The sequence below is a fragment of the Granulicella sp. L46 genome, assembly GCF_009765785.1.
Taxonomy (GTDB): Bacteria; Acidobacteriota; Terriglobia; order Terriglobales; family Acidobacteriaceae; genus Granulicella.
In genome coordinates this window covers 425281-450598 of the sequence record NZ_LMUT01000016.1, presented here as the reverse complement: position 1 = coordinate 450598, position 25318 = coordinate 425281, and the positions used below count along the sequence as shown (strand labels likewise).

General features: G+C 56.8%; 16 protein-coding genes. 7 read left to right on the top strand and 9 right to left on the bottom strand.

Annotated elements, in window-relative coordinates; translation table 11 throughout:
• Positions 1-438 precede the first annotated feature (438 nt).
• Positions 439-2907: a zinc-dependent metalloprotease gene (locus GSQ80_RS18815; protein ID WP_158789184.1), complete on the top strand. Its 2469-nt coding sequence runs from the start codon at positions 439-441 to the stop codon at positions 2905-2907.
• 44 nt (positions 2908-2951) lie between these two features.
• On the opposite strand, the gene GSQ80_RS18810 is transcribed toward GSQ80_RS18815, so the two are convergent.
• The 4 genes from GSQ80_RS18810 to GSQ80_RS18795 form a co-directional block, all read right to left on the bottom strand.
• Positions 2952-6341, bottom strand: coding sequence for a S41 family peptidase (locus tag GSQ80_RS18810; protein ID WP_158789183.1), 3390 nt, complete (start codon positions 6339-6341; stop codon positions 2952-2954).
• Positions 6342-6503: 162 nt separating this feature from the next.
• Positions 6504-9437, bottom strand: coding sequence for an FAD-binding and (Fe-S)-binding domain-containing protein (locus GSQ80_RS18805; RefSeq protein ID WP_254059767.1), 2934 nt, complete (start codon positions 9435-9437; stop codon positions 6504-6506).
• Between the two features lie 156 nt (positions 9438-9593).
• Entirely contained in the window at positions 9594-9737 is a 144-nt protein-coding gene (locus GSQ80_RS18800) for a hypothetical protein (protein ID WP_158789182.1), read from the bottom strand.
• A 134-nt stretch (positions 9738-9871) separates the two neighbouring features.
• A complete protein-coding gene (locus tag GSQ80_RS18795) occupies positions 9872-10120 on the bottom strand; it encodes a KH domain-containing protein (RefSeq protein WP_158789181.1) in 249 nt (82 codons plus the stop codon).
• A gap of 379 nt (positions 10121-10499) precedes the next feature.
• Between GSQ80_RS18795 and GSQ80_RS18790 the strand changes: the two genes are divergently transcribed.
• Genes GSQ80_RS18790 through GSQ80_RS18780 form a run of 3 tightly spaced genes read left to right on the top strand, consistent with a single transcriptional unit; the run spans position 10500 to position 12095 of the window.
• Positions 10500-10709 (top strand): hypothetical protein, encoded by a 210-nt coding sequence (locus GSQ80_RS18790; RefSeq protein WP_158789180.1) that lies wholly within the window; start codon positions 10500-10502, stop codon positions 10707-10709.
• A gap of 49 nt (positions 10710-10758) precedes the next feature.
• Positions 10759-11532 (top strand): hypothetical protein, encoded by a 774-nt coding sequence (locus tag GSQ80_RS18785; RefSeq protein ID WP_158789179.1) that lies wholly within the window; start codon positions 10759-10761, stop codon positions 11530-11532.
• Entirely contained in the window at positions 11532-12095 is a 564-nt protein-coding gene (locus tag GSQ80_RS18780) for a hypothetical protein (RefSeq protein ID WP_158789178.1), read from the top strand. Before GSQ80_RS18785 ends, GSQ80_RS18780 begins: the two co-directional genes overlap by 1 nt.
• A gap of 36 nt (positions 12096-12131) precedes the next feature.
• On the opposite strand, the gene GSQ80_RS18775 is transcribed toward GSQ80_RS18780, so the two are convergent.
• Both GSQ80_RS18775 and GSQ80_RS18770 read right to left on the bottom strand, forming a co-directional pair.
• Positions 12132-12878 (bottom strand): RodZ family helix-turn-helix domain-containing protein, encoded by a 747-nt coding sequence (locus GSQ80_RS18775; RefSeq protein WP_158789177.1) that lies wholly within the window; start codon positions 12876-12878, stop codon positions 12132-12134.
• 343 nt (positions 12879-13221) lie between these two features.
• Positions 13222-14160 (bottom strand): LysR family transcriptional regulator, encoded by a 939-nt coding sequence (locus GSQ80_RS18770; RefSeq protein ID WP_158789176.1) that lies wholly within the window; start codon positions 14158-14160, stop codon positions 13222-13224.
• 418 nt (positions 14161-14578) lie between these two features.
• Here GSQ80_RS18770 and GSQ80_RS18765 point away from each other — a divergent pair, with 418 nt between their 5' ends.
• The 3 genes from GSQ80_RS18765 (at position 14579) to GSQ80_RS18755 (ending at position 19899) form a co-directional block, all read left to right on the top strand.
• Positions 14579-18358, top strand: a complete 3780-nt coding sequence (locus GSQ80_RS18765) for a carboxypeptidase-like regulatory domain-containing protein (RefSeq protein ID WP_158789175.1) — start codon at positions 14579-14581, stop codon at positions 18356-18358.
• Positions 18359-18439: 81 nt separating this feature from the next.
• On the top strand, positions 18440-19450 hold the full coding sequence (locus tag GSQ80_RS18760; RefSeq protein ID WP_254059766.1) for an MBL fold metallo-hydrolase: 1011 nt from the start codon (positions 18440-18442) through the stop codon (positions 19448-19450).
• 41 nt (positions 19451-19491) lie between these two features.
• A complete protein-coding gene (locus GSQ80_RS18755) occupies positions 19492-19899 on the top strand; it encodes a c-type cytochrome domain-containing protein (RefSeq protein WP_158789174.1) in 408 nt (135 codons plus the stop codon).
• Between the two features lie 7 nt (positions 19900-19906).
• Here the strand turns inward: GSQ80_RS18755 and GSQ80_RS18750 are convergent, their stop codons facing one another.
• The 3 genes from GSQ80_RS18750 to GSQ80_RS18740 all read right to left on the bottom strand — a co-directional run bounded on the left by GSQ80_RS18750 (position 19907) and on the right by GSQ80_RS18740 (position 25287).
• Entirely contained in the window at positions 19907-20395 is a 489-nt protein-coding gene (locus tag GSQ80_RS18750) for a cytochrome c (RefSeq protein ID WP_158789173.1), read from the bottom strand.
• A gap of 85 nt (positions 20396-20480) precedes the next feature.
• Complete coding sequence (locus tag GSQ80_RS18745) at positions 20481-21968, bottom strand: DUF1501 domain-containing protein (RefSeq protein WP_158789172.1); 1488 nt, start codon at positions 21966-21968, stop codon at positions 20481-20483.
• A gap of 82 nt (positions 21969-22050) precedes the next feature.
• Positions 22051-25287, bottom strand: a complete 3237-nt coding sequence (locus tag GSQ80_RS18740) for a PSD1 and planctomycete cytochrome C domain-containing protein (protein ID WP_158789214.1) — start codon at positions 25285-25287, stop codon at positions 22051-22053.
• Between the last annotated feature and the right edge of the window lie 31 nt (positions 25288-25318).

The window sequence follows — 25318 nt, the reverse complement described above, 5'->3', positions numbered from 1 at the left end:
CCCCACATCGTCATCACCCCAACCACTGCGATCAGAAGAAAATACTTCGTTGTCTTGCGGGGCATCTGTCCCATGTAAAACACCTCTATTGGCGCGTTCTAACTGCGATAAAACCGCTGGAGATTGGCCTGGATCCCAACAAGTGCAACCATAGTCTCCACATAGCGAACAACCTGTGACCTTCGTCACAGGGCGGGGACTTATAAACTGACCATCTTGTCAAACGAAGAATTACGGCACCTGATGTGCCTGATTGGAAGAGAGATACATGCTTAGCAGCGACCACTGGAGCTGGACGTTATTCGGTTTGCCGGACCGGTAAGCGAATCATGTTCCCTTTCCATGCAGCTATTCGCCACTCACGCGCATTCGCTGCCGTCACCGACCGTCAAGCATCTCAATGCGTCTGATAACCAAAGAGGCATGGTAAAAATACCCATGCGCACGAGCCTTCTTCTCGCCCTGCTTCTGACGTTCGTTCCCGCTAACGCCGAGACACCCGCCAACCAATTGCCATCGATCGCTGCGAAGTCGTCGGGCATGCACCGCATCGATGGCTTTCTGCCACTCGACTGGGATCCGGCAGCGGGAAAGCTATACCTTGAAATCCCGCACCTTGACACCGATCTCCTCTACACCAACTCGCTGCCCTATGGCACTGGTTCCAACGATCTTGGCCTCGATCGCGGTCAATTATCCGAAGGTCGAATTGTTCGCTTCGAGAGGTCCGGGCCGAAGGTTCTCCTGGTGCAACCGAACAGTAGCTTCCGCAGTTCCTCTACCGACTCCGCCGAAACTCTCGCCGTCACGCAATCTTTTCCAGAGTCCATTCTTTGGGGCTTTACTGTCGCCGCCGAAGATCCTTCCGGTGCTGTGCTCGTGGACGCGACCGATTTTTTTCTTCACGATGCTCATCGGGTTGTTGAAACGCTGGCTGCGCTCCACCAGGGCGCTTATCATGTCGACGCAACGCGATCCACCGTCGCGCTCGAGGACACGAAAGGGTTTCCGAAGAACACCGAGATAGAAGCAGTGCTCACCTTCACGGCCGAGGGCCCACTGAAAGCTCCGTATGTCGCCGACGTCACGCCGGACCCGCACGCCATGACGCTGCGTGAGCGTCACTCCTTCATTGAGCTGCCTCCGCCTGGATTCATCCCTCGTCGGTTCAATCCGCGTGCAGGCTACTTCCCTTCCTCATTCCGCGATCTGACAGCGCCACTTGGTGACGACGTTATGCAGCGCTTCATTCTTCGTCACCGCCTCGTCAAGAAAGATCCAAACTGTACGACGAACTGCGAGGCCGTCACACCGATTCAGTACTATGTCGATCGCGGCGCGCCTGAGCCGATTCGCACTGCGTTAGTCGAGGGCGCGCGTTGGTGGGACCAGGCGTTCCAGGCGGCCGGGTGGGCAGCTGGAACCTTCCGCGTTGATCTGCTTCCCGAGGGCGCTGACCCCATGGATATTCGCTACAACATCATCCAGTGGGTCCATCGGTATACACGTGGCTGGAGCTATGGCGAGGCGCTCGCGGACCCGCGCACTGGAGAGATCATCAAGGGCAACGTCACATTAGGTTCGTTGCGCGGGCGCCAGGATTATCTCATCGCCGAAGGTCTGCTCGCCCCATATAAAGATGGTCATCTGCCAAAGTCCGACGACAATCCGATGCTCCGGATGGTCCTGGCGCGCATTCGCCAACTTGCGGCCCATGAGACGGGCCACACGCTCGGACTTGCGCATAACTTTGCAGCCTCCAGCGTCTCTCAATCCGACAGCGTCATGGACTATCCGCATCCCTACGTCACGCTGGACAAGAATGGAACCATTGATACGTCACACGCCTATGCCGATCATATTGGCGACTGGGACAAGGTTGCGATTGATTACGGTTACCGGCAGTTCGCGTCGGATACCGATGTCGATGCCGCGCTTAGGAAGATTCTGACCGACGCCGATCATCGCGGCCAATTGTTCATTACTGATGAAGATGCGCGTCCTTTTGGTTCTGCTCAACCTCGTGCGCATCTTTGGGACAACGGTGCTGACCCTGCTGCAGAACTTACGCGGGTCCTTCAGGTGCGAGCGACCGCGCTCAAGAACTTCGGCCCTGACGTGATCCAGCCCGGTACACCCATGTCGCAGCTTGAGCTTGCGCTGGTGCCTATCTATTTATTCCACCGCTACCAGACCGAAGCCGCTATCAAAGAGATCGGTGGCCTCGACTATCGTTACAACGGGCGAGGCGATGGATTAGCGGATCCAGAGATCGTGGCGCCTGCAGACCAGCGCAAAGCTCTCGAAGCCGTTCTACGGACGCTGAGTCCCGAAACGCTGACGCTGCCCGAGTCGCTTCTCAAGATTCTTCCGCCCGTTCCGCCTGGCTATCCTCGCACGCAGGAGTCATTCCCTTCGCAGACTGGCCTCACCTTCGATCCGATTGCCGCGGCGGAATGCGCCGCGGATCTTACGCTCCAGGTACTTCTTGATCCATCGCGGGCATCCCGTCTCGTGCAATACCATATGCGCGTTCCGGGGAGCCCTTCGTTGCGGTCTATCCTCGAGGCAATCTCCACTACGGTTGCGGAACGGCCCGAGGCAGGGCACTCTATGTCGTCCGAGGTGGAACGTGCGGTTGAGTTTCGCTCCCTCGAAGCGATGCTTGCTCTTGCGATCAATCCAGAGGCGTCCACGCAGGCACGCGCTATCGCTCGGTCGCACATTAACGATCTTCTCAAGCAGTGGAGTTCTGCTGCGACGCTAAGCGATACCGCCGAGGCCATCCATCGCGCCGCCATCATTCAGCGCATCGAGGACTTCAATCGGGATCCGGAAAAGTTTATTCCGGCCAAACCAATTGCGGCCCCGCCCGGCATGCCGATCGGCGACGATGAGGTTTTCTAAGCTGCCTTACTCGGTGAGAGAGTGCGTATGTACTCTCTCATTGGCTATGGATGGCCCAGACCATCGTTCTGATGGTAGTTCGGATAAGCGGGGATCGGGGGCGTTGTTACAGGATGCTCCTTCAACTGCTGCATGACAATCTCAACTGAGCGCTCGAGCTGCACGTCGTGTCCTGCCGCGACATCCTTCGGATATTCCTCTACTTCAACATCCGGCGCGATGCCGTGACCTTCTACTTCCCAGTCACCATGTAGTCCATAGATGGCATACCGCGGGGATGTCACCGAACCACCATCCATCAGGGTCGGGTAGCCTCCAATGCCAACCAGGCCTCCCCATGTTCGAACGCCTACAAGTGTTCCGAGACCGGCTTTGCGGAAGTACCACGGCATGGCATCGCCACCTGAACCTGCGGACTGATTAATGATCATCACCTTCGGTCCGAAGATGGCACCCTCGGGATCATGGACTGGTTCGCCATCGCGTTCGATCGCGGCACTCAATGGTTTTTGTCCCAGCACGTTCACGACATAGTCGGCGATGAAACCGCCCTCGTTATAGCGTTCATCGAGGACCACTCCCTGCTTATCCAGCTGCGAGTAGAAGTAACGGTTGAAGTTGTCGTAGCCCGCGCCCCCGGTATTCGGCATATAAATATAAGCCACTTTGCCACCGGATAATTCATCAACCTTGCGCCGGTTGGATTCAATCCAATCCAGGTTCCGAAGCCCGTGTTCCGAGTCCGTAGGAACTACCGTTACGTCTCTGGCATCAGTGCCGTCAGCCTTGTTTCCCACTCGAAGTACCGTTTGTTTTCCGGCGGTCCCGTCAAAGAAGCTGTTCAAGTTGTCGGTGGCATATAGCTCGCGCCCATTCACCGCCAACAGGTACTTGCCTTCTGTTATATTGATGCCGGGCAACGTAAGGGGCGCGGTCAGCGCGGGCGTCCAGTTTTGGCCGTTATAGATTTTTGAGAATTTGTATCGGTTGTTCTCGACGACATAATCTGCACCAAGCAGGCCAGGCTTTGGGGATTTATCTGGGTCTTCCGGGCCACGGATAAACATGTGCCCGATTTGAATTTCCCCCAGCATCTCATTGTTCAGATAGGTAAACTCCGACCGCGATGCCAGTCCCTCCAGATACGGTTCATACTTCGCGGAGATCTTCGCCAGATCAAGGCCATGCAGATGTGGATCGTAGAAAAAGTCTCGCTGGATACGCCAGGTCTCGCGATACTGCTGCTTCCACTCCTGGCGCAGATCGATCGTGGCGAACATTCCCTCGTTGTTGATGGGCTTACCTTGCGGAGCCTCGGGTGAACCCGTCTTCAGCTCGGAGATCGGCGTGATAAACCAACTCCCCTCGCGCATGGCCAACAACTGTTCTCCATTTCCGCTAATTGCAAAGCCGGTCAGATTATTGAATATCTCCTCGGTCTTGCGCTTCTCGGTTGTGAATCGCCAAAGCGAGCGGATCGGCGCGCCACCACCACTCGAAACGCGCCCAACAGGGCTTCCCTCCGCCAGAAACAACACCCCGGTTTTCCCTACCTGCATGTCAACGTAATTCCGTGAAGGAATAGGAAGCGCGAGGATCCGGTTGCCAATCCCTGGCAGGTCGATGACCGTCGGCTTCACTTCGTCTTTCTTTGCGGCGTCCTTCTTTTCATCGCCCTTCGCTACTTCTTTATCCTGCGTTTTGTCTGCGTCCTTCTTCGCCGCCGGCTTGGTGTCGTCGGTCTTCTTGTCCGCCTCTTCTGCCGTCTTTTCTTCATCGCTCTCAGGCGGCACTGGCGAGATTCCGTACTTTGCCAGCACGATCACATACGCGTTGCTGCTGGTCGCCCGATCCAACGAGGACAGATCAATTCCGGCATCCGAAGGTCCATTGTTGGTTGAGGCGGCGAAGTACAGGAATTTCCCGCTGGCGTCGAAAACGGGGTGCGCAGCGTTGCTCATTCCATCTGTAATCTGGGTGGACGTGCGCGTCGCCAGCGAGTAGAAGAACACCGCGTGCAACTGGTTCTCAAGATCGCGCGTGTATGCGATCCACTGCGAGTCGGGCGACCAGCTTAGCTCCGTTGACGCACCAAAACTCCCCCGCAAGCCCGTAGCGACAAGTACCGGCTTGCCACCGTCGACGTCGACATACCAAAGGTGCAGGTGCTTATCCAAGTAAGCAATATGCTTGGAATCCGGCGACCAGCGCGGATCGTAGAAGAACGAGGGATTCGGCCCGAGGTCGATCACCTTTGGAGGGTGGAGCCCATCCTGGTCTCGAATATAGAGTTGATATTCTCCGGACGCATCGCTGAAATACGCAATCGATTTTCCGTCGGGAGACCAGGACGGATTGCGTTCTGCAACCCCCGGTGTCTTCGTTAGGTTCCGCGTATCTCCCTTTTCTGCCGGAAGGGTGAAGATGTCTCCATGAGCCTCTGCGAGCACACGGACACCCGTCGGAGACACCCCGATATTCTGCACCTGGTCCGCCGAAATATTCGCGAGGTGAGGAGTTAGTTCGGCGAGATCTCCGTGAATGGTGACCGGAACTGGCTGCTCCGTTTTTGTATTGAGATCATACAAATGCAGCGAGCCGAACTGCTCATACACTAATGCGCCCGGGCCTGCCGCGACTGTCTTGAGATCGTATCCGTGATTGTCGACCACCTGCGTCACGGCCTTGCTCTCCGTGTCATAGCGAAAGAGCGATACGGGCCCGTTTCGATCCGATAGAAAGTAAACCGAATTCCCTGCCCACACCGGATTGAAGTCGTTCGAATTCTCGCGCGGGACCTTGACCAGGTCGAGGCTCTTCATATTGACGAGCCAGACTTTTTTCGTCTGACCACCGCGATAATGCTTCCAGGCGTCCTCCCACTGGAGAATGGGCTCGTAGGCCAGGGTACTTCCGTCCGGCGAGAAACTGCCCGTCTCCGCACTTGGCAGCGGAAGCACCGTAGGCGTTCCTGTCCCGTCGGCGTGCGTCTCGAATAGCCGGAAATAGTCTGAGTAGCTCGCGTGCATCGATGCGAACAGGACGTCTTTTCCATCTGGGGTCCAACCCACCGCATAGTTACCGGTCGGCTCCCACGTAAGCCGCTTCGGCACTCCTCCTTCGGCGTTTACAACGTAGACATCGACCTGCCCATGCTCGTGCGTGGAGTAGGCGATTTGTGTGCCGTCAGGGGAATAGTACGGTCCTTCGGTGACTGCACCCACGGAGGTCAAACGTTCGGCCTCTCCACCAGTGCGGGGCACGGTCCATATATCGTCTGCGTACAGGAAGGCAATCTTGTCTTTGCTCAGAGAAGGATTTCTCAGCAAGAGCGGACCTGCGGCTGTTGCGACACCGCACAGACTAATGCTTGTTGTCATAACGATGAGGGCAGTCAGAAACAGACGCTTCAAGTCGAGTTGCAATGAAGTCATGTAGGAGAAACCTCGAGACAAATGGTGGATTGAACTAATACTTTACCCTCCGATCGCTCGAGAAGAACAGCCTTTTGATCGGAGGAACGCAATTTCCCAGCTTGGCTTAGGGCAAAGCCTAATGCCAACTTGCCCCCTTCTCGAACCACGGGCTCTAGCTTCTCAATCTGCTTCGCTGTCGCGGCCGCTGCGCGAGGCGTATTCAAGTAACTGCAAGTAGGACTGATAGACCTTACCCGTCGCTCGGGTCAATCCTATCTCACAGGTTCGGCTGCTCGAGTAATATCCATCGTGTTCTTCCTCCCGAACCTGTCTTGCTTCCACATCAGTAGCAGAAGCAGTCAGTTCGGGAAACAAGAATCCCCGATCGCCGGCGAAGGCGCAGCACCCCGCGTCCGGCGACACATACACGGAATCGCTGCACGCGTTTGAGATTCGCACCAACTTCGGTGTGATCGCCATCTTTACTGCCGAACATACAGGGTGCACCGCGACCGAGTGAACCTTGCGATAAATCGGAAGCTTGGGTAACAACTGGTCGTGCGCGAACTCCACGGAGTCGAGGATCGTTAGTGCATCGAACCTGACTTGGTTTTCAGCGTTCAGATAAGGACGCGCGGTCTTGAGTCCATAGGTGCATGGACTGGTGTCGATCACAATCGGCAACCTTCCCTCTTTGGACCAACGAAAAAAGTTCTCCACCGTGTGATTGACAGCGGCGGAGTGGGCGGTCTCAAAGCCCTTTGAGGAGAATGGCACGCCACAACAATTTCCCGCGATATCTCCAGGTACATACATTTTCACTCCCGCGCGGTCCGCAACGTTAAGCATTGCCTGCATGACGCTTATCTCCGGTTGCTCCCCCGGATGCGCACCCATGATCCGCGAGATGCATGCAGGAAAGTAAACGGCATCGGGTTCTGTCGGGGTGCGAATAGGCAGTGAGCCGCGCCGCGCTCCTGGCATTTCCGCCGACCACTGCCAGAAGGGTTCATCCATCATGCTGCGAGTAGCCTTATCCAAGAGTCGGGTGATGCCGCGCATGGATGGAAGCCCGCATACTTCCTGAACAAGATGCCCTGCCGCCAACGCGAGACGGCCTCCGGCTTCTACCAGCGTGAAATTCTGCGCGAGACCCGCTGCCACGCGATTCGCAAATGCGGTGTGGCGCAAACGGCGGAAGCGCTTGGTCAGCGTCCCCGTATCGATATTCACGGGGCACGCGGTGGCGCACAATCCATCCACGGCACAGGTATCCAGGGCCATGTATTGAAAGTCTGCACCGAGGTCGTTTTGCGCGGCACTGCTGGCCCCGGAATCCTTTAATCGCTGCATCTCACGCCGCACCACAATCCGTTGTCGCGGGGTCAGGGTTAGATCGCGGCTCGGGCACTTTGGCTCACAGTATCCACATTCAATGCACTTATCGACTTCCGCCTCCACCACGGGCATCTTCTTAAGGTCTGCAAGGTGAGCCTCGGGATCCGAGTTGAGAATGACCCCGGGGTTAAGCAAGTCATCCGGATCGGCAAGCGCCTTGAGTTTTCGCATCATCGCATACGCTTCGGGACCCCACTCCGTCTCGACAAACGGGGCCATGTTGCGGCCGGTTCCATGCTCGGCCTTCAACGCGCCGTCGTACTTCTGCACGACCAGTCGCACCAGGTCCGCCATGAAATCACGATACTGCGCCACTTCCCTTTCCGTATTGAAGCCCTGCGTTATGACAAAGTGAAGATTTCCGTCTTTGGCATGACCGAAGATAATCGCGTTGTCGTAGTGATGCTTCTCAAACAGATGAATCAAATCCACCGCAGCGTCGGCCAGGCGATCGACCGGAAACGCAACATCTTCAATGATGACGGTGGTGCCGGCGGCTCGCACCGCGCCTACCGATGGAAACAATCCTTTACGGATACTCCATAAGCGATCTTGTGCCACAGGATCGTCAGTGAAGTGCGCCTCACTCAGTAGCTTCAGTCCCTGCACCGCAGTCTGCGCGCGATCTGCGTTCTCTTGAGCCGCATTTCTGTCCGCCGTCTGAAACTCAACCAGGAGAGCCGCGGCGTTGTTCGGCAGTTCGCGAATCTCCGCCGGGATGCCCGGCTTATGTTCAACCGAGCGCAGAGAGGCGCAGTCCATCAACTCGAGTGCAGCCGCTCCCGCCTCACGCAACGGTGCAATGGCTTCACATGCCGCATGCAGATCGGGAAACAAAAGCAGGCCAGTGTACTTGACGGGCAGATCCGGCACCGTCTCCAGAACCGCTTCGGCAATAAATGCCAGCGTTCCCTCAGACCCAATGAGCAGATGGCTGAAGATCTCCACCGGATCGGAATAATCGAGAAACGCGTTCAGAGAATATCCCGTCGTGTTCTTCATTCGATACTTCGCGCGAATCCGTCCGGACAGCTCTGAATTCGCTTCCACCTGCTGCTTCAACTCCAAGAGGCCGGCGGCCAGGCGCGGTTCGCTCTCGCGAAAACGAATATCTGCATCTAGAAGGGCGGTATCAATCTCCGTTCCCGACGGCAGAACGAAGGTCATCGAGCGCAGCGTGTGATAGGCATTCTGCGACACGCCACAGCACATGCCACTGGCATTGTTGGAGAGGATTCCACCCATCCGCGCAGCGCTGATCGACGCCGGATCCGGGCCGATCTTCGTCGCATATTGCTTGAGCATCTGGTTAGCCTGTTGCCCGATCAATCCGGGCTGCACGCGCACCGATCGCCCGTTCTCCTCGACCGCGCCCATACGCCAATAGCGGCCAATGTCGACAAGGATGCCATCCGTGATCGCCTGCCCGCAAAGACTCGTGCCGCCTGCACGAAACGTCAAAGGGATCTTCCGCTCGCGGCTGAATTGGAAGAGCTTGCGCACTTCCTCCGAGTTCACGGGTTGAACCACGGCGCGAGGAATTAGGCGATACAGACTTGCATCCGAGGCGAACGCAATGCGGTCGATCATCCGCGTCAAGACCCGCGATTCATCGATGAAGCTTCCGAGCTGTGCCCCAACGCTATCCGCGCCCGACCCACGTTTAGAAGCGCCTGGCATCCGAATCGAATCGATGGGCACAACCACTGCAGTCACAAAATTTCCTCCAGACAGGTAAAAGCGATCCAGACATTAGGGTAGTCCGGTCTCAGACGCTTCAGAAGACTGGAAGAACTGGATAGAGAGAGAACCGCAATATCAGACGATATACCGCTAGATCCACGCTCTCGTGTGCGGCATGCCACGGACAGGCTAACGCGGTCCTGGACGATAGGCATGCTTGCGCTGAAACCTCCAGCACGCACGATCGAAGATTGCCATCAGGTAGGCAATCGCAACAATAAAAGGGGATGCCAGCAACACGCCAAACATCGCTCGCAACAAAACGTGATACATGCCGGGATCCTAAACCAGAGACATTGTGGCCCACGGTGATTCTAACCACATCCACGCGAAATATGTAAGGTTTCTCTGGCAAAGGCGGTAAATATCGTCCAGAGCCTGTAGGCCGGCCACTCCTGGATGCCGGGTCACTCCTGGATATCGAGGCTGATTCGCTGCTTACTGGCCATCCCCATCGCTGTCACCAGTATCCGCAAGGACCTCGCCGTCCGCCCCTGCTTTCCGATGACTTTGCCAATATCAGCAGCGTCGACCGAGATGCGAAGAGAGCTCCCGTCGGTGATCGGGACGCATTCCACTCTAACGCCCTCCGGGTGATCGACCATCAGTTTGATCAATGTAGTGATCGCGTCAGCAATGTCTTTTGAATGCTCCATGATGAGGACCCCGATCGTGTTCCCGATTCCCAGGAATGTACCTGCATCTGAGGTCGTGCTGGCAGGTGTGTCTTACGCAAAATATGAAACTGGTTTCTTTGGCCGCAAGGCTCTGCGCGGCGCTTCGAACGACCACTAATACTCTTTCAAAATTGCGTCCATTATATGTCTAACTTGTTGCTTATCAACAATAGGCCGGCGATGAAAATGGATTAAATCGCTTATTTATGGCAAATGTTGAATGTTCTGTGACTTTGAGCACTCCGCTCTCACAGGGTATGGATGTTTCTCTTACGCAACTTGGCGCAATCATTCGTAAAGATCCAGCCTCCTGACGCCTACCTTCCCCGCAGCGCTATCCAGCGCTAAGGAGCGAATCATGGTCAGGAACATTTCCCGCATATCCAGCGTTGCCGTCACTTTCACAAGCCTCGCTCTGTCCATCGGGACGGTAGCGGCACAATCCACCACACCAACCAAACCCACCGTTGTGACAGGATCCAATCCCGAACCCCAGGTAGTAACCGGAACCGCGCCCGAACCTCAGATAATCGTCACGATTCTTCTCGGCATCCTTCCACCAGCATGAGATAGTTGGAATCGGCAGCGACGATCGGCCGCCCTCAGGAGCGTAAGAGATGCATTTAAACGGGACTATTTTTGCGTTCTGGGCGGCCGGCTTAACCGCGCAAATCCTGTTGCTGTTAGTACTTCTGGGTCGCCATCGCGCAGGGAGCTTCCCCGTCTTCACGACCCTCATCGCAGCCAATGTTCTGAATTCCATCGTGCTTTACGAGGTCGCGCTGCATGGATCGAAGCACGACTATTTCGTCGCATATTTTGCGTTCGCCGTCCTGGATCTTGTCCTTCAATTGTCCGTAACCTACGAGCTTGCGCGTCATGTTTTCTGCCCGACGGGCACATGGGCGCCCGACATTCGCAAGGGCTTTTTCATTTTGGTGGTCGCCTCGGTCGCCATTGCATTTGGGTTGTCCTGCCTTCCCTCCCCTCCAGAGAAGACCGTCTTAGGCATGCTTCTCGACCGGGGAAATCTGTTCTCGTCCGCGTTACAGTGCGAGCTGTTCGTTGGGATGATCGCCTTTTCATCGACCGCAAATCTCCCATGGAATACTCATGTTGCCCGGATCGCCCAGGGTCTGGGTTTCTACTCCTTGATAGGCCTGCTAACCGAAGCTGGACACAACATTCTGACCCGAAATACTACGGCCTTTGAGAGTTTGACCTATGTTCGTATGTCGACATATCTCCTCTGCGCTTCCTATTGGATCGTCATGCTGTGGTTGCCCGCACCCGCTCCGCAGGAGCTTCCCGAAGAGGCACAGCGACAACTCTTTACTTTGCAAAGACGCGTGGAATACGATTTACGCAAGCTCCGGGCCTTGAAACGATAATGACCATTCGCAACCTTGATTTCTTCGGTTTGCTTTTCGTATTCCTTGCTTCGATCCTCGGAATTGGGACGTATTATTATCTGCGCAATCGCCGGCGCGAACTCTATCCCTATGGCAAGTGGGAGGAGTTGCTCAAGCGGCTTGCCCCTCTGGATCACCAGAACCTCGAGCGAATCGCAGAGGATCCTGCAGTTCAACCTGATCAGGACATCCATTGGGTTGACACGATGAGCCCGGAAGATATCTGGCAATTGCTGGGTGGAATGCGCGGCATCGACGTCATGGAAAAGAATTGTTCGGTACTGGTCGACCTGGTTTTTTACGTCCAGCAATGGTATCCGGAGGCTCTACTCATCGCCGAGCAACTTCGATTGAACGCGCGGGAGGTGGAGTGGCACATCGGCCGCCTGAAAGCGACCGCAAAGTCGGGTCGTCCGCCGGCAGATGCGGCACAATACCTCCAGCAGGCGGTGGCCATCTACTATCACATGACCCGTGAAGTTTTAGCTTTATATGAACAGGCCAATCTACCTGGGCTAGCCGATCTGCAGCGAGCTCTCTAGCCCACTCGCTTCCGCAGATGCCTCAGCGCTTTCGGATCACGCGATACGACGCGTAAATACTGCATCAACCGTCCCAACGACCTCAACCTGTTTTCTGTATTGCCAGCGCCTCTGTTCGTCGTCTTCGGTTTGAGGCGAGAGAGCGTGTGGCACCAACTTCAGGTACTCTCCGTTTTTGTCCAACTCGCAAAATCCGCAGAAATAGGCGCTTCGCGTCAGCAGAAAGTAGATAGGACGATCAAACTCGTTGACCCAGTCCTTTCTCTTTGCGATGGCGCGCTTACGCGTATCAATGAGGACAATCGACCCCGCCAGAATCATCGGTTCCATGGTCCGATCTCTCCGGCCGATGATCCCCCGCCGATAGTGAACCGGAAGAACTCCCTGATCCGACCGAAACAGCGTCGTGTCCTCGGGCGGGGGTCCGGTCAACAGCGAATCCGGTAGCCAAAGCCTGGCATGATCGGCAAGCGGCCCTTCACTCAGCAGGAGCGTGGAATTTGGGCTCGATACCAATTCGAGTTGTCCTGGACTTTCGCTCACGCCCGGACACAATGCCAACATCTGTTCCATAGTGAGGTTGTAGATAAATGCGAGAACGATGAGTTTCGTCGCCGAAAGCCCTCGGTTTTCGCGTTCCACCCGATCAAGCCAGCTGGCGGAGATACGATACGCGCTGTTCCCCCACTGCTGGGCAAGTTGACTCGTACGATCTTCCACTTCGCGCAAAGTGAGCCCCAGCCGAAGTCGGGCTGCCCGCAACTGCGTTCCTATTCCGTCCACGCGGATTCCTCATGATAATTTCTAAAAGGGTCCAGAAGACACCATACAACTGGTGAGCCCGCACACATTCCGTCGTGTATCAACATCGATCGGGCCTCAGCCGGCTTCCAATTTAGAATCCTCTGCTTATGTCTACGTGCATATTTTGTACTAAACAATACACCAAGATGTAAGGTTGCGGCCAGCCCCATCCCATTGCTGCTTCGGGCTACGCTTCCTGCAGGAGTTCCGTGCGGTACTTGGGCGCTAGAACGTTCGCCTTCTCCAGGAATGCGGCCATCTTCTGATCATCACGTTGGATAGCCGCCTTCGCGGCATCGCCAGCAGAAAGATGGGGAGCCTACTAGAATTCTTCAAGATCCGCTGCGGAACTCGCCGCGACCGTCTCCTTCATCAGCACTCCGCGCGCCCGTCCCGTTGCAAAGGTGAAGAACGCATTGCCGGCGCGTGTGAGCGTCGCATCCTGCCGGTTGATAAGCGCGAGATGCCTTGGCAGATCGACCCCCTCGATATCAACTGTTTGCAATAGTCCCTGCCTCACTTCGGTGACGACATTGATCCGAGGCAGAAAGCCTACACCCAGACCCGCAAGGATAAGCCGCTTCAGTAACTCGCTCGAATCGAGTTCCATCGTTATGCGCTGCGCTAGCTTGTGCTGCTCGAACATGTAGTCCAGCAATTCCCTGCGCCGGCCTCGGTTTGGCAACAGGAAGCCATACTTCGATACCTGCGGCAGTGTCACCGTCTCAAGCTCTGTCAGCGGATGACCCGCTGGCACCACAAGCACCAGATTGTCTCTGTGAATCATGTCGACATGCAGCCTTGCATCCTTCACCGGCAGCGACACGATGCCAAATTCAACCTCGCGCTCCAGCACCAGTTCAATTGTCTTCGTTCGCTCTGCCCGCACTATGTTCAGAGCCACCCGAGGATATTGCTTCTTGAACTTGCTGATGAGCAGTGGCAGAACATACAGCGCGGTCGAGTCGTTCGCGCTCACCGTGAGCGTGCCGCGCGGCATCCGCTCCATGTCCGCCAGCGTCAGGTGTATGTGCCGAAGCTGGGACAGCGACTGCTCGGCAAACGGCTGGAAGACACGCCCTGCGGCCGTCAGTGTAACTTTGCCGCCGCCGCGATTTAGCAGACGGTGTCCCAGGTGCGATTCAAGAGCACGGATCTGTGCCGAGATCGACGGTTGTGTCAAATGCAGTTTCTCGCCAGCGCGCGAAAAACTCTTCTGTCGAGCGACTTCAAGAAATGTAGTTAGCCAATCGAAGTCCACGCGTGTCCTCTCCCAAAGGGGGTTTGTTCAGCTAGCAATAGATGGTTCAGCTGCCCGCACGCCGACCAGATCGTGCGTCTCATAACAAGTAGCCGATTCCGGGCCCCGAACAGATCGTTTCTGCGATTCTAGCGCACAATAGAAGATTTCTATTCTTCAGCATAAATAGAAGATTTCTATTCCCCCCATCGAGTCAGTCCGGACTTGATTGCTTTCTAGGACTGGTGTCCGCATAATCAGCGCACACCAATTATGGATTAGGCATTCTCAAGGCTGTGACCGAGCAGCTCACTCAGTCATTGGACTGCCACAACCACCACATGCAGAGGTCTCGTCGGGATACCACTCGGCGCATCATCCGTTCCGGCGGATCGTTTGCCTCGCTGACTCACCTCTTTCCCCGCCCAGGAGGATGTTCATGAAGAACCGCATCATCAGGTGTTGCACGACATGTATGTTCCTTCTTCTGCTGGCCGCGCCGTGGCTGACGGCGCAGACCAACACGACCTCGCTGTCGGGAACAGTCGTCGATACCAGTGGAGCCATAATCCCCGGCGCCACCGTCAATATCGCCAATGCAGCTTCAGGAAAGATCGAGAGCACGACGACAAAGTCTAAGGGGGAGTTCTCCTTTGAGCAGCTTGCGCCCGGCACCTACGAGGTAAAAGTCAGTACCGCCGGCTTCTCCGAGCTGGACGAAAAGGTGGAACTGTTAGTCTCCACCCCCGTCAACCTAACATTCAAGTTGACTGCCGGCTCCAGCGAAGTCGTCAACGTCGAGAGCAGCATTGCCACGATCAACAGCACCGACGCTACCCTCGGTAAAGCCTTCGACAGCAAACAGGTCGCCAACCTGCCGTACCTTGCGAACAACGTAACCTACCTGCTTTCACTGCAGCCGGGAGTTCTAGGGCTCGATAGCGGTGCTCAAACCGGCGGCCTCAACGTCGATTCCCGCACCGGCATCGTCAATGGTGCACGCCAGGATCAAACCAACATCACCCTGGACGGTGTCGATAACAACGACCAGATCTTCGGCTATGCTTTCAACGGCGCTCTGCGGTCGACGCGTGACTCGGTTGAAGAGTTTCGCGTAACCACGACCAATGCCAATGCTGACGCAGGCCGCTCCTCCGGCGGACAAGTTTCGCTCGTCACCAAGAGCGGAACAAATGGATTCCACGGTAGCGCGTACGAGTTCTACCGCGGGTCCGCAACTGCTTCGAACAATTGGTTCAACAAGCAGTCCCAACTTGAAAGCGGCGATGCCAATGTTCAAGCGAAGGTGCTTCAGAATACGTATGGCGCGTCACTCGGACTTCCAATCAAGAAAAACAAGCTCTTCTTCTTCGGAGCGTATGAAGGCTTCAAGCAGGCCAGCAATATCGTGGTAGGCCAGACTGTCCCCTCCACCCTTGGCGGTGGCGGGCTCGTCACCGGGAACGTCACCTATCAAACCTGCGGAGTAGGCAATTCGATCAACTGCGCCAACCCAACGAATTTGACGCTGACGCCGGCGGACATTGCTACGCTCGATCAGCGTTCGCAGGATCCCGCTTGTGCAACGGCGACTTGCTACGCTCCCGCTACGAACACAGCATCGGTGGCCTACTTCCAGCAATTTCCTATCTCGAATGCGAACGGGGCCGGGGATCTACTGAACACAGGGGGATATAACTTCACATCGCCCGCACCCATCCATCAAATTACGAACATCGCGCGCATCGACTGGAACGTAACCCCGCGCCAGACGCTGTTTGTGCGTGGAAACCTGCAGTCGGACAATCAGTCGACATCCCTGCAGTTTCCGGGTCTGCCGGCCGCGTCAAACATCTTCGGCAACAATAAGGGAATCGCTGCCGGACATACCTGGTCGATCAATGACCGCATGACAAACAACTTCCGCTACGGCCTCGTCCGGCTTGGGAACGCCTCGCGCGGAACAGGTAGCGAACCTTTCGTCAACTTCGGTGCGTTCAACACGCTGACCGCTGCCACGACCTCTACCGTGTACCACGTAACCACCAACGACTTCGACGACGACTTTACGTACGTGAGGGGGCGTCACGTTTTCCAGGCGGGCGTGGATTTCATCTACCTGTCCAACTCTCAGTACTTTGACGCTCCACTCCTGCGAGAAGCTTCGGTGACGCCAAACTTGCTGGCCACCGCCGCGATCGCAAACCAGGGAGGCAGCTTCGACCCAAGTACCGGCCAGTGCGGTGCCGACTGCGCTCCAGTGGCGGGGGCATTCGAATCGAACTACAACGACGCGATCATATCTAATGCGGGCGTCATCGAAGCAGCCACCTCCGGCACAGAGTTCTTGGTTCAAAACAACCAACTGGTTCCTCAGGGCGCAGGCGTCGTTCCGACCCACACCTTCAGAAATCTTGAGCAGGAGTACTACTTCCAGGATCAATGGAAGGCGACCAGCCAGTTGACGATCACTGCGGGACTCCGGTACGTCTATCTCGGTGTTCCTGATGAGAAGAACGGTCAGGAGATTGCACCCGTGATCTCGCTCAACACTTTTTTCGCGAACAGAGTGAACGGTGCGGTGAACGCAAATCCGTACGACACGGATATCTCGTTCCGGGCGGCCGGCTCGCATAACGGACAGCCCAACTTCTGGACCGCACAGAAGGCGAACTTCGCTCCGCGCATTGCGTTCGCCTGGGCCACCAACGACAATAAGACCTCTGTTCGGGGCGGTTTCGCCATCGCCTACGATCACTTTGGCGCGGGCGTGATCGACTCCTACCAGTCCAACCCCCAATCGCTGCTCTCGCTCTCGCAGACTAATCTTGCGACTTACACCGATATCAACTCCAATCCACGGTTCACCGGATACCACGATGTCCCCGCAGTACCGGGTGCCACGACGCCTCTCCCACTTCCCTACACGCCCGCGGAGAGCCCCTTCACCTTCGACTACAGCATCAACGACCATCAAAAGACGCCATACGCCGAGACATTCAACCTGACGGTCCAACATGAATTTGCCAGGAGCCTCTCGGTCACGGCATCTTATGTCGGCCGTCTTGGACGTCATCTGCTGCAAAACTTAGACGTCGCTATGCCAACCAACTTCTACGACAGCGGCAGCGGGATGACCTACTTCCAGGCCGCTACTATTTATCGCAAGATGATCGACGCAGGCGTCGATGCAGCTGTGATCCCAAACAGCGGTTACTTTCAAAATCTCTTTCCAAACTTCAGCGCAACCGATAGCGTAACAGGCATTAACTACACCGGCGCTCAGGGCTACTACGCGTCGCTCATGGCCAACAGTGGCAATGAGACCAATACGTTGTTTCAGGCAGATACCGACCCTACCGCATCACCCAGCGGACAGAGCTTCCGCTTCTTCTTCCCGCAGACGTCTTCGGTCTACGTACAGTCCACCACGGGTGTGAGCAACTACAACGCGTTGCAACTCTCCGTACGGCAGGTGCTTCACTCCGGACTCGAGTACGACGTGAACTACACGATGTCGCACTCACTCGACGAGGGCTCCGATCCAGAACGCAACACGAACGGCAGCCCTATCATTAACGCATTCTCTCCGCACCAGTGGTACGCAAACTCTGACTTCGACGTGCGCCACAATATCACTGCCAATTATTCGATTCCTTTCCCCTTCGGCAAGGGCCAGAAATTCCTGAACGGCGGTGGATGGACGGATCGCCTGGTCGGCGGGTGGGAGTTGAACGGCGTCGTGCACTACAGCACCGGCTTTCCCTTCAGCGCAGTCGCTCAAAACGTCTGGGGCACAAACTTCGCGTTCAACAGCAATATGGTGCAAACTGGCCCCATTCCGACGGGCGGCCATCACTACGACGCTTCCCTCAGGGAAGAGACTGCACTTAACGGCATCTCGTCGGCTCAGGCGGCCGCTAACTTGCGTTTCGCCTATCCAGGCGAATCCGGCCAACGAAACAACTTTCGTTCAGACGGCTACTTGTCTGTCGACGATGGTCTTTCGAAGTCGATCCGCACTTGGCGTGAGCAACAGTTCAAGATCACCGTTGAGGTCTTCAACGTGATCAACACAAATCGCTTCGGTATACCCCAAATCGCAGGGGACAGCCCCAACTTCGGCGTATATCAAAACCAGGCCGCTGGTTTCAATGGTCCTGGTGCGCTGCTACTTCAACCCCGCCAGATGCAGTTCTCTGGCAAGTACATCTTCTAGCCCATGGGTCGAGGAAGACTGAGGCTCATCCCAACCGGGGTGAGCCCCACTGTACTATTTCTTAGCAAGACCGAGGTCCCAATGTTCCGCAACTCTTTAGTCGCACATGCTCTCGCGGCTGCTCTGTGCCTCTCGATGACGCCGGCATTCGCGCAGTTTCCCCAACCCGACGGCGGCAACCTTGAGCGTGGCACGCTTCCCGCCCACTGGCTCTCCCAGCAACCCAAGTGCATGGAGATCCCCGAGTGGCAGGTGCATGAGTACAACCCGAACTTTTTCATCCTCCGCCAATCACCCTGCACCGACTACGAAAAACCCTTCGTCTTTCTCTTCTTCGGCAAAGACAAAGCCATGCTCGTCGACACCGGGTCGCGCAACGGCGACCTCACGCCGATGCTGCAGCTCACCATCAAGAACTGGCTCAAACGCAATGGCCGCACCAGCATCCCGCTCATCGTTACCCACACCCACGAACATGAAGACCACACGTGGGGTGACAAAGCCCTACAGTCGATGAACGACCCTTCCATACCCGTCACTTTCGTCGCTGCCTCGGTCGAAGCCAACAGCCAGTTCTTCGGCATCGCGCATTGGCCGGAGGACATTGGCCATGTCGACCTCGGCGGTCGCGTCCTCGATATCATCCCGATCCCCGGCCATAGCGCTGCCAGCGTCGCTTTCTATGATCACAACACCGGTGTCCTGCTCTCCGGAGATACCATGTATCCCGGCCGCCTCTACGTCCAGGACTTCCCCGCCTTCCAGGCAAGCGTTGAGCGGCTCATCAAGTTCACAGAAGGCAAACCGATCGCAAATGTTCTCGGCAACCACATCGAGGAGTCCGCTACGCCATTCCTCGATTACCCCGTCGGCACCATGTATCAACCCAACGAGCACGAGCTCGCTATGTCGCTCGGTTCCCTGCTCGAGCTCGAAGACGCGCTGCTCTCCATGCATGGCACGCCGAAGCGTCTCGCCCTGCGCGACTTTACCGTCTGGCCTTCCGGCTCCAATAGTGCCGCGGACCGCGCAGCCTACAAGAAGCATGTAGAAGAACAAAGATCAAAGATGTGGGAGCAGTCACAACCGTAGCAACACTAAATCGAACGCAAAAACAATCACCCGGGGTTTAAATGAACTTACGTTTCGCCATAATTCCAGGACTCGGCGCTGCCGCCCTTGTCAGCTTTGCACTAATCAACACAACCACCGTGGCAGCCCATGAGAATGCCTCCAAGCCCGAGTTTTACATCACTAAAGTTAAACCCATCTTTGACGCCAACTGCGCTCGCTGCCACGGTGGCACCAATCACCGCGGCGGCCTCAACATCGACACCCGCTCGGGCCTGCTCAAGGGCGGCCACGACGGCCCCGTCGTCGTTCCCGGCGACCCGGCCAATTCGCTTCTCATCAAGCTAATCCGTCACGAGGGACCTGTGGATGACCCCGGCCCCATGCCGCCCAACAAGCCTCAGATCTCGGACACCGACATCGCCATCGTCACCCAGTGGGTTAAAGCCGGAGCCGTCATGCCCCAGTAGTCGCGCCTTACTTGCCGGTCCCGCCACTATAAACTGCGGGACTGCCAAGACTCCCCGCCGGCGGCAGATGCCGGATATACAGCACCATCTCCCACATCTCCCGATCGGAAAACTCGCCTTTCGACGGTGGCATTCCAGATGGCCAGATCCCGTTCTGGATGATCCATTTCAGCTGCCCGTCGGCATATTGCTGCACCTGTTGCGACGCCAGCGACGGCACCCGTGGTGAGATCGTCTCAGCAAACGGAACCCCGGTATTCTGTCCGTCCAACCCGTGACACACCACGCAGTATGAGGTGAACGAATCCTTGCCTTCAGCGATATTGTCTTCCGTCGCCTTATACGGATTCACATCCTTCTTTCCGCGCACGGTGATGTGATGTTTCGTCCAATTCGCGACGGAGGTTTCCGCCTTGGAAGGCGGAGTCGCACGGCAGCCCGCCAGTACGGGCATACAAACCAAAACAGCGACTGAGATTGTCTTCCTGAGCGACATAAATCGAAAATCCTGAGGCCTGCAAAGTTAAAGCCCCACCCTTACCCTTTAGCTAACAGGCAAGGACGGGGCCAGTGCTAAATCCCTAAGCAATGATGTCGTGAATCACGTTTCCCGAAACATCGGTCAACCGGAAGTCACGCCCGCTGGACCGGAACGTCAGCTTGGTGTGGTCGATGCCCATCAGGTACAGAATCGTAGCGTGAATGTCGTGCACATGCACCGGCTTATCCACCACCTTCCACCCGAAGTCGTCGGTCGCACCGTACGTCATGCCGCCCTTGATACCGCCGCCCGCCAGCCACATCGTAAACCCATGCGGATTGTGGTCGCGCCCCGCATGTGTCCCTGCTCCGCCCAGCTCGACGACCGGCGTGCGTCCGAACTCCGAACCGCACACGATGATCGTTTCGTCCAGCAGTCCGCGTCCCTTCAGGTCTTTGATCAGCGCCGCAAACGGCTGATCCGAATCCTTCGCGTTTTTACGGTGCGACTGGATATCCTGGTGCGCGTCCCACGGATCGCCCATCGAGTAATACACCTGCACCACCCGCACCCCGCGCTCAATCAACCGCGCCGCCGTCAAGCATCCACGCGCCGTAGAGCCCTCTCCGTACATCTTGATCGTGGCTTCGGATTCCTTACGCACGTCGAATACATCGGGAGCCTCCGTCTGCATCCGGTACGCTGTTTCCATCGAGCCGATCGTCGCCTCAAGCTGCGGATCAGCATCGGCATCGGCGCTCATCCCATAGGTCTGCTGCTCGCTTATCGCGTCCAGCTTCTTCACCAGGTCAATCTCTTTGCGCTGCTGCGTAATGTCGTACTTGTCGTTGTGAATGTCGGGAATCAGTTTGTACGGATCGAAATTCTTATCCCTGGTATCGCTCGTAACATACGTTGCCTGGTTCACCGCCGGAAGAAAGCCCGCGCTCCAAAGCGGCGGTCCTACCGTTGACGGAACCTGTGGACAAAGCACCACAAATCCCGGCAGATTCTTGTTCTCTGTGCCCAGACCATAGGTCAACCATGCACCCATCGAGGGTCGCCCAATAATGTTCGCGCCCGTATTCATCATGATCAGCGCCGGCTCGTGATTCGGAATCTCGGTATACACCGACCGCACCACACAGATGTCGTCCGCGCACGCGCCCACGTTCGGAAACAGCTCCGACACCTCGAGTCCGTTCTTGCCATAGCGCGAGAACTCGAACGGCGACTTCATCAGCGTGCCCGTCTTGCGCTCGTGGCCCAGGTCTCCGCCCGGCATCGGCTGCCCGTGATACTTCGCGAGCATCGGCTTATTGTCGAAGCTATCCACGTGCGACAAGCCGCCATTCATAAACAGGAAGATGACGTGCTTCGCTTTCGGTTTGAAGTTCGGATCGTGCAGCATCCACGGCTTCACGGTGGACGCATCCGCCGCCACCGATCCCGGATTCTCTTTATCCAGAACTTCGGCCTTTGCCAACGATTCGCCGATCATGCTGGCGAAGCTCATCATCGCAAATCCGCCGCCAATTTTGCGAAGGGCGTCGCGGCGTGTAACTGGTTTCGGTTTCTCACAAGACATGATCTGATCTCCCGCGTACTACTTTGTACGTTCCTGGATGGCCGTGGACCCGTCTTACTGGATCCAGTGTATCGATTAACGCTCAATTCAAAAATTCAAAATCGTTCGAGCTGAACAGCACGCGGCAATATTCCTTCCACGCGCTGATCGGTTCCTGGTTGACCATGTACCCAGGTTTCTCTGGAGTGGTCTTCAGGAAGTCGAGCCCTGCTTGCAACTCCGATGGAGTCGGCGCTCGCCCATACAGCAGCCGATACGCCTCGGTAATGCGCGCCGTATCGTCGCCTGCCGTGTAAACACGCTTCGAAAGCACCTCCGCCTGCTTGTACACAAACGGATCGTTCATGAAATAAAGCCGCTGCACCGGTACGTTCGTCGAGAAGCGCTGCTCCGCGGTAAACGTCGGATTCGGGAAGTCGAACGCCTGCAGAAAAGGATCGATCCGGAAACGGCTCACCTTGGCATACACAGTCCGCTTGTCGTTATCGATTCCCAGCGGTGTCGCCGGTCCTCCAGGCTCCTTGGTATCCAAGTCGCCCGCGACAAACAGCATCGAATCACGCAACTGTTCCGCGTCCAACCGCTGCACCGAGAAATGCGAGTAATACCGGTTCAGCGGATCCTTGATGTGCTCGTCCGGCGTCTCCTTGCTGCTCTGCTGATACACCGCCGAAAGCATGATCATCCGCTGCAGCTTCTTCATCGACATGCCATCCTTCCGGAACTGCACCGACAAATACTCCAGCAACGCCGGATCCGAGGGCGGATCACCAACCTTACCGAAATTATCCGCTGAGTTCACGATGCCCGTCCCGAAGTGCCACTTCCACACGCGATTCACAAACACGCGCGTTGCAATCGGACTCGCAATAATGTCCTCAGCAAGCTGCAACCGCCCGCTTCCCTGCGTGTAAGGTTTTCCGCCCGGAGGGCTCAGCACCGTGAGGAATCCGCGCTGCACCGGATCGCCATGCGCATGCGGATTTCCCCGCAGGTCCAGCGCAATGTTCACCGCCTGCGGCTTATCGGACATGCCATGAACGAATGGATAAATCTGCCCAAGCTTTTTATAGTGGCTTCCGTCCTTCTGCAACTCGGCCATGTAAGCTTGCTCAGCCGGTCCCAGCCGCCGCTCCAGATCCCATCCGCGGAACACAAACAACCCAGGTAACCCGCGCTCGTCGAAAATTCCCGTTCCTAGTTGCCGCAGGAAAAGATCCTCGTACAGATTCGCCTTCTCCGTGCTCATCACCTTCAGTTCCAGCGTGCAACCCGGACAGAACTGGTCATACGTGTCGAACTCGTTCGGCTTCACATCCTTCTCGCGCTCAGTCGGAACCCCGGCCTTCGCCTTGATCTTGTCGTTCTCGTCCTCGATGGCCTTCTCTTCAATCACAAGATCCGACACTCGCCTCTGGAACGAATCGGCAAGATACTTCGCCTGGTCTTCCGTGCCTCCCTCGGCGATCATCAACTGCCATTCCTTCAGGTATGGATAGAACAGTGGCTTCTTAGCCAGAAACGCCACCCACCGATCCAGCATCTCGGGATCGAGCTGTGCTGCGTCAGCCGCATCCTGTACCTTCATCTTCAGCTTGCCGGCCACCTGCCACGCCGCAACCATGTACTTCGAGGTCTGCGCGGCATACGCCTTGGCCAACATCTGCGCCTCGTCCCGGCTGTAATCCTGCGCTGCCTTGTCCTTCTCGTTGGCGTCCTTAAACTGCTGGCGCCAGTACTCAACCTCAGAGTCCGGCATGAACGCGTATTCCTTATAGTTGGAACTCGCAAACACGCCGCCGAGCGCATAGTAGTCCTTCGCCAGAATCGGATCGTACTTGTGATCATGGCAGCGCGCACACGCAACCGTCAGTCCCAGGAATCCACGCGTCACCGCATCGATGCGCTCGTTACGCTCATCCGCGCGCCCTTGTATAGGCTCCGCCTGATCCCAGATCCAAGGAGCTCCTCCCAAAAAGCCAGTGCCCTTCAAATCCTCTGCCGTCGGATGCACTGACATCAGATCCCCCGCCAGCTGCCGCTTCACAAACTGGTCGTAGGGAAGATCATCATTGATCTCCTTGATCACCCAGTCCCGATACACCCACGCGCCATCCATCGGCATATAGCCGCGTCCGCGCGGATCCAGTCCCCGAATATCATCGTCGCCATACCGCGCCACATCCAGCCAATGCCGTCCCCAACGCTCGCCATATTGCTTCGACGCCAGCAGCCGGTCCACCACCTTCGCAAACGCAATCGGCGTGTTGTCCTTCTCAAACGCCTCAATCTCTTCCGGAGTCGGCGGCAGCCCAGTCAAATCCAGAGTCGCCCGCCGAATCAGCGTGCGCTTATCCGCCATCGGGGCCGGCTTCATGCCCTTCTCTTCCAACTCCGCCAGCACAAAATGGTCGATGTCCATCTTCGCCCAACCCTTCAGCGCCGGATCCTTAATCGGCGGAACCGGCGGCTCCACCAGCGGCATGAACGACCAGAACTGCCGCATCTGCTCCGTGATCTGCTTGCCCGCCAACACCATCGGTGCCTTCGTCTGCGGCCACGGTGCGCCCATCCGAATCCACTCGGTCAGCACCGCAACATCCTCCGAACTCAGCTTGCCGCCCTTGGGCATCTTCAGTGCGCCCGTCTGATGCACCGCAACCAGCAGCAGGCTCTTCTCCGGATCGCCCGGCGCAATCGCCGGTCCACTGTCCCCGCCCTTCAGCAACGCAGCCCGCGACGTAATACTCAACCCGCCCGATGTCCGTTCCTCGTGACAACTCCCGCAGGAGTTCACCAGGATTGGCCGTACCTTGTTCTCAAAATAATCCGCGCCCGGCGCACCCTTCGCCTCGGCCGCGGTCAGCGCCACCCCCGGCACGGTCGCCTCCGCGCTATCCCACGTTCCGCCACGCTTCACCCACTCCGTCAGGTTCGCAATATCGCTATCGCTCAGCTTCACGCCCTTGGGAGGCATCTTCAAATCGCCCGTCTGCCTCACCGCATCGATCATCAGGCTCTTGTCCGGCACCCCCGGCACGATGGCCGGTCCTGAATCGCCGCCCTTCAACACTGCCTCATGCGAGTCCAGCCGCAGTCCACCCTTCGCCTCGTCCGTGTGGCACTTGTAGCAGTTCTGCGCCAACACCGGACGCACCCTCTGCGTAAAGAACTGCGTATTATCCTCGTTCGATTCCGTCGGCGCCGCAGTCTGCGCGCGCGCAACTGCAGGCGCAGGCGCAGCCGCCTTTTCCTGTCCATGCACAGTCGTCACAGTCGACGCCGCATACCCAATCGTCGCAATCGTACATGCACCCATCACGAACGCAAACGCCTTGTGAGATCTCCAG

Excerpts from the sequence above, each read along its gene's own strand:
- GSQ80_RS18815 (WP_158789184.1), top strand. The coding sequence starts at position 439 with ATGCGCACGAGCCTTCTTCTCGCCCTGCTTCTGACGTTCGTTCCCGCT.
- GSQ80_RS18810 (WP_158789183.1), bottom strand. The coding sequence starts at position 6,341 with ATGACTTCATTGCAACTCGACTTGAAGCGTCTGTTTCTGACTGCCCTC.
- GSQ80_RS18800 (WP_158789182.1), bottom strand. The coding sequence starts at position 9,737 with ATGTATCACGTTTTGTTGCGAGCGATGTTTGGCGTGTTGCTGGCATCC.
- GSQ80_RS18795 (WP_158789181.1), bottom strand. The coding sequence starts at position 10,120 with ATGGAGCATTCAAAAGACATTGCTGACGCGATCACTACATTGATCAAA.
- GSQ80_RS18790 (WP_158789180.1), top strand. The coding sequence starts at position 10,500 with ATGGTCAGGAACATTTCCCGCATATCCAGCGTTGCCGTCACTTTCACA.
- GSQ80_RS18785 (WP_158789179.1), top strand. The coding sequence starts at position 10,759 with ATGCATTTAAACGGGACTATTTTTGCGTTCTGGGCGGCCGGCTTAACC.
- GSQ80_RS18780 (WP_158789178.1), top strand. The coding sequence starts at position 11,532 with ATGACCATTCGCAACCTTGATTTCTTCGGTTTGCTTTTCGTATTCCTT.
- GSQ80_RS18765 (WP_158789175.1), top strand. The coding sequence starts at position 14,579 with ATGAAGAACCGCATCATCAGGTGTTGCACGACATGTATGTTCCTTCTT.
- GSQ80_RS18760 (WP_254059766.1), top strand. The coding sequence starts at position 18,440 with ATGTTCCGCAACTCTTTAGTCGCACATGCTCTCGCGGCTGCTCTGTGC.
- GSQ80_RS18755 (WP_158789174.1), top strand. The coding sequence starts at position 19,492 with ATGAACTTACGTTTCGCCATAATTCCAGGACTCGGCGCTGCCGCCCTT.
- GSQ80_RS18750 (WP_158789173.1), bottom strand. The coding sequence starts at position 20,395 with ATGTCGCTCAGGAAGACAATCTCAGTCGCTGTTTTGGTTTGTATGCCC.
- GSQ80_RS18745 (WP_158789172.1), bottom strand. The coding sequence starts at position 21,968 with ATGTCTTGTGAGAAACCGAAACCAGTTACACGCCGCGACGCCCTTCGC.
- GSQ80_RS18740 (WP_158789214.1), bottom strand. The coding sequence starts at position 25,287 with ATGGGTGCATGTACGATTGCGACGATTGGGTATGCGGCGTCGACTGTG.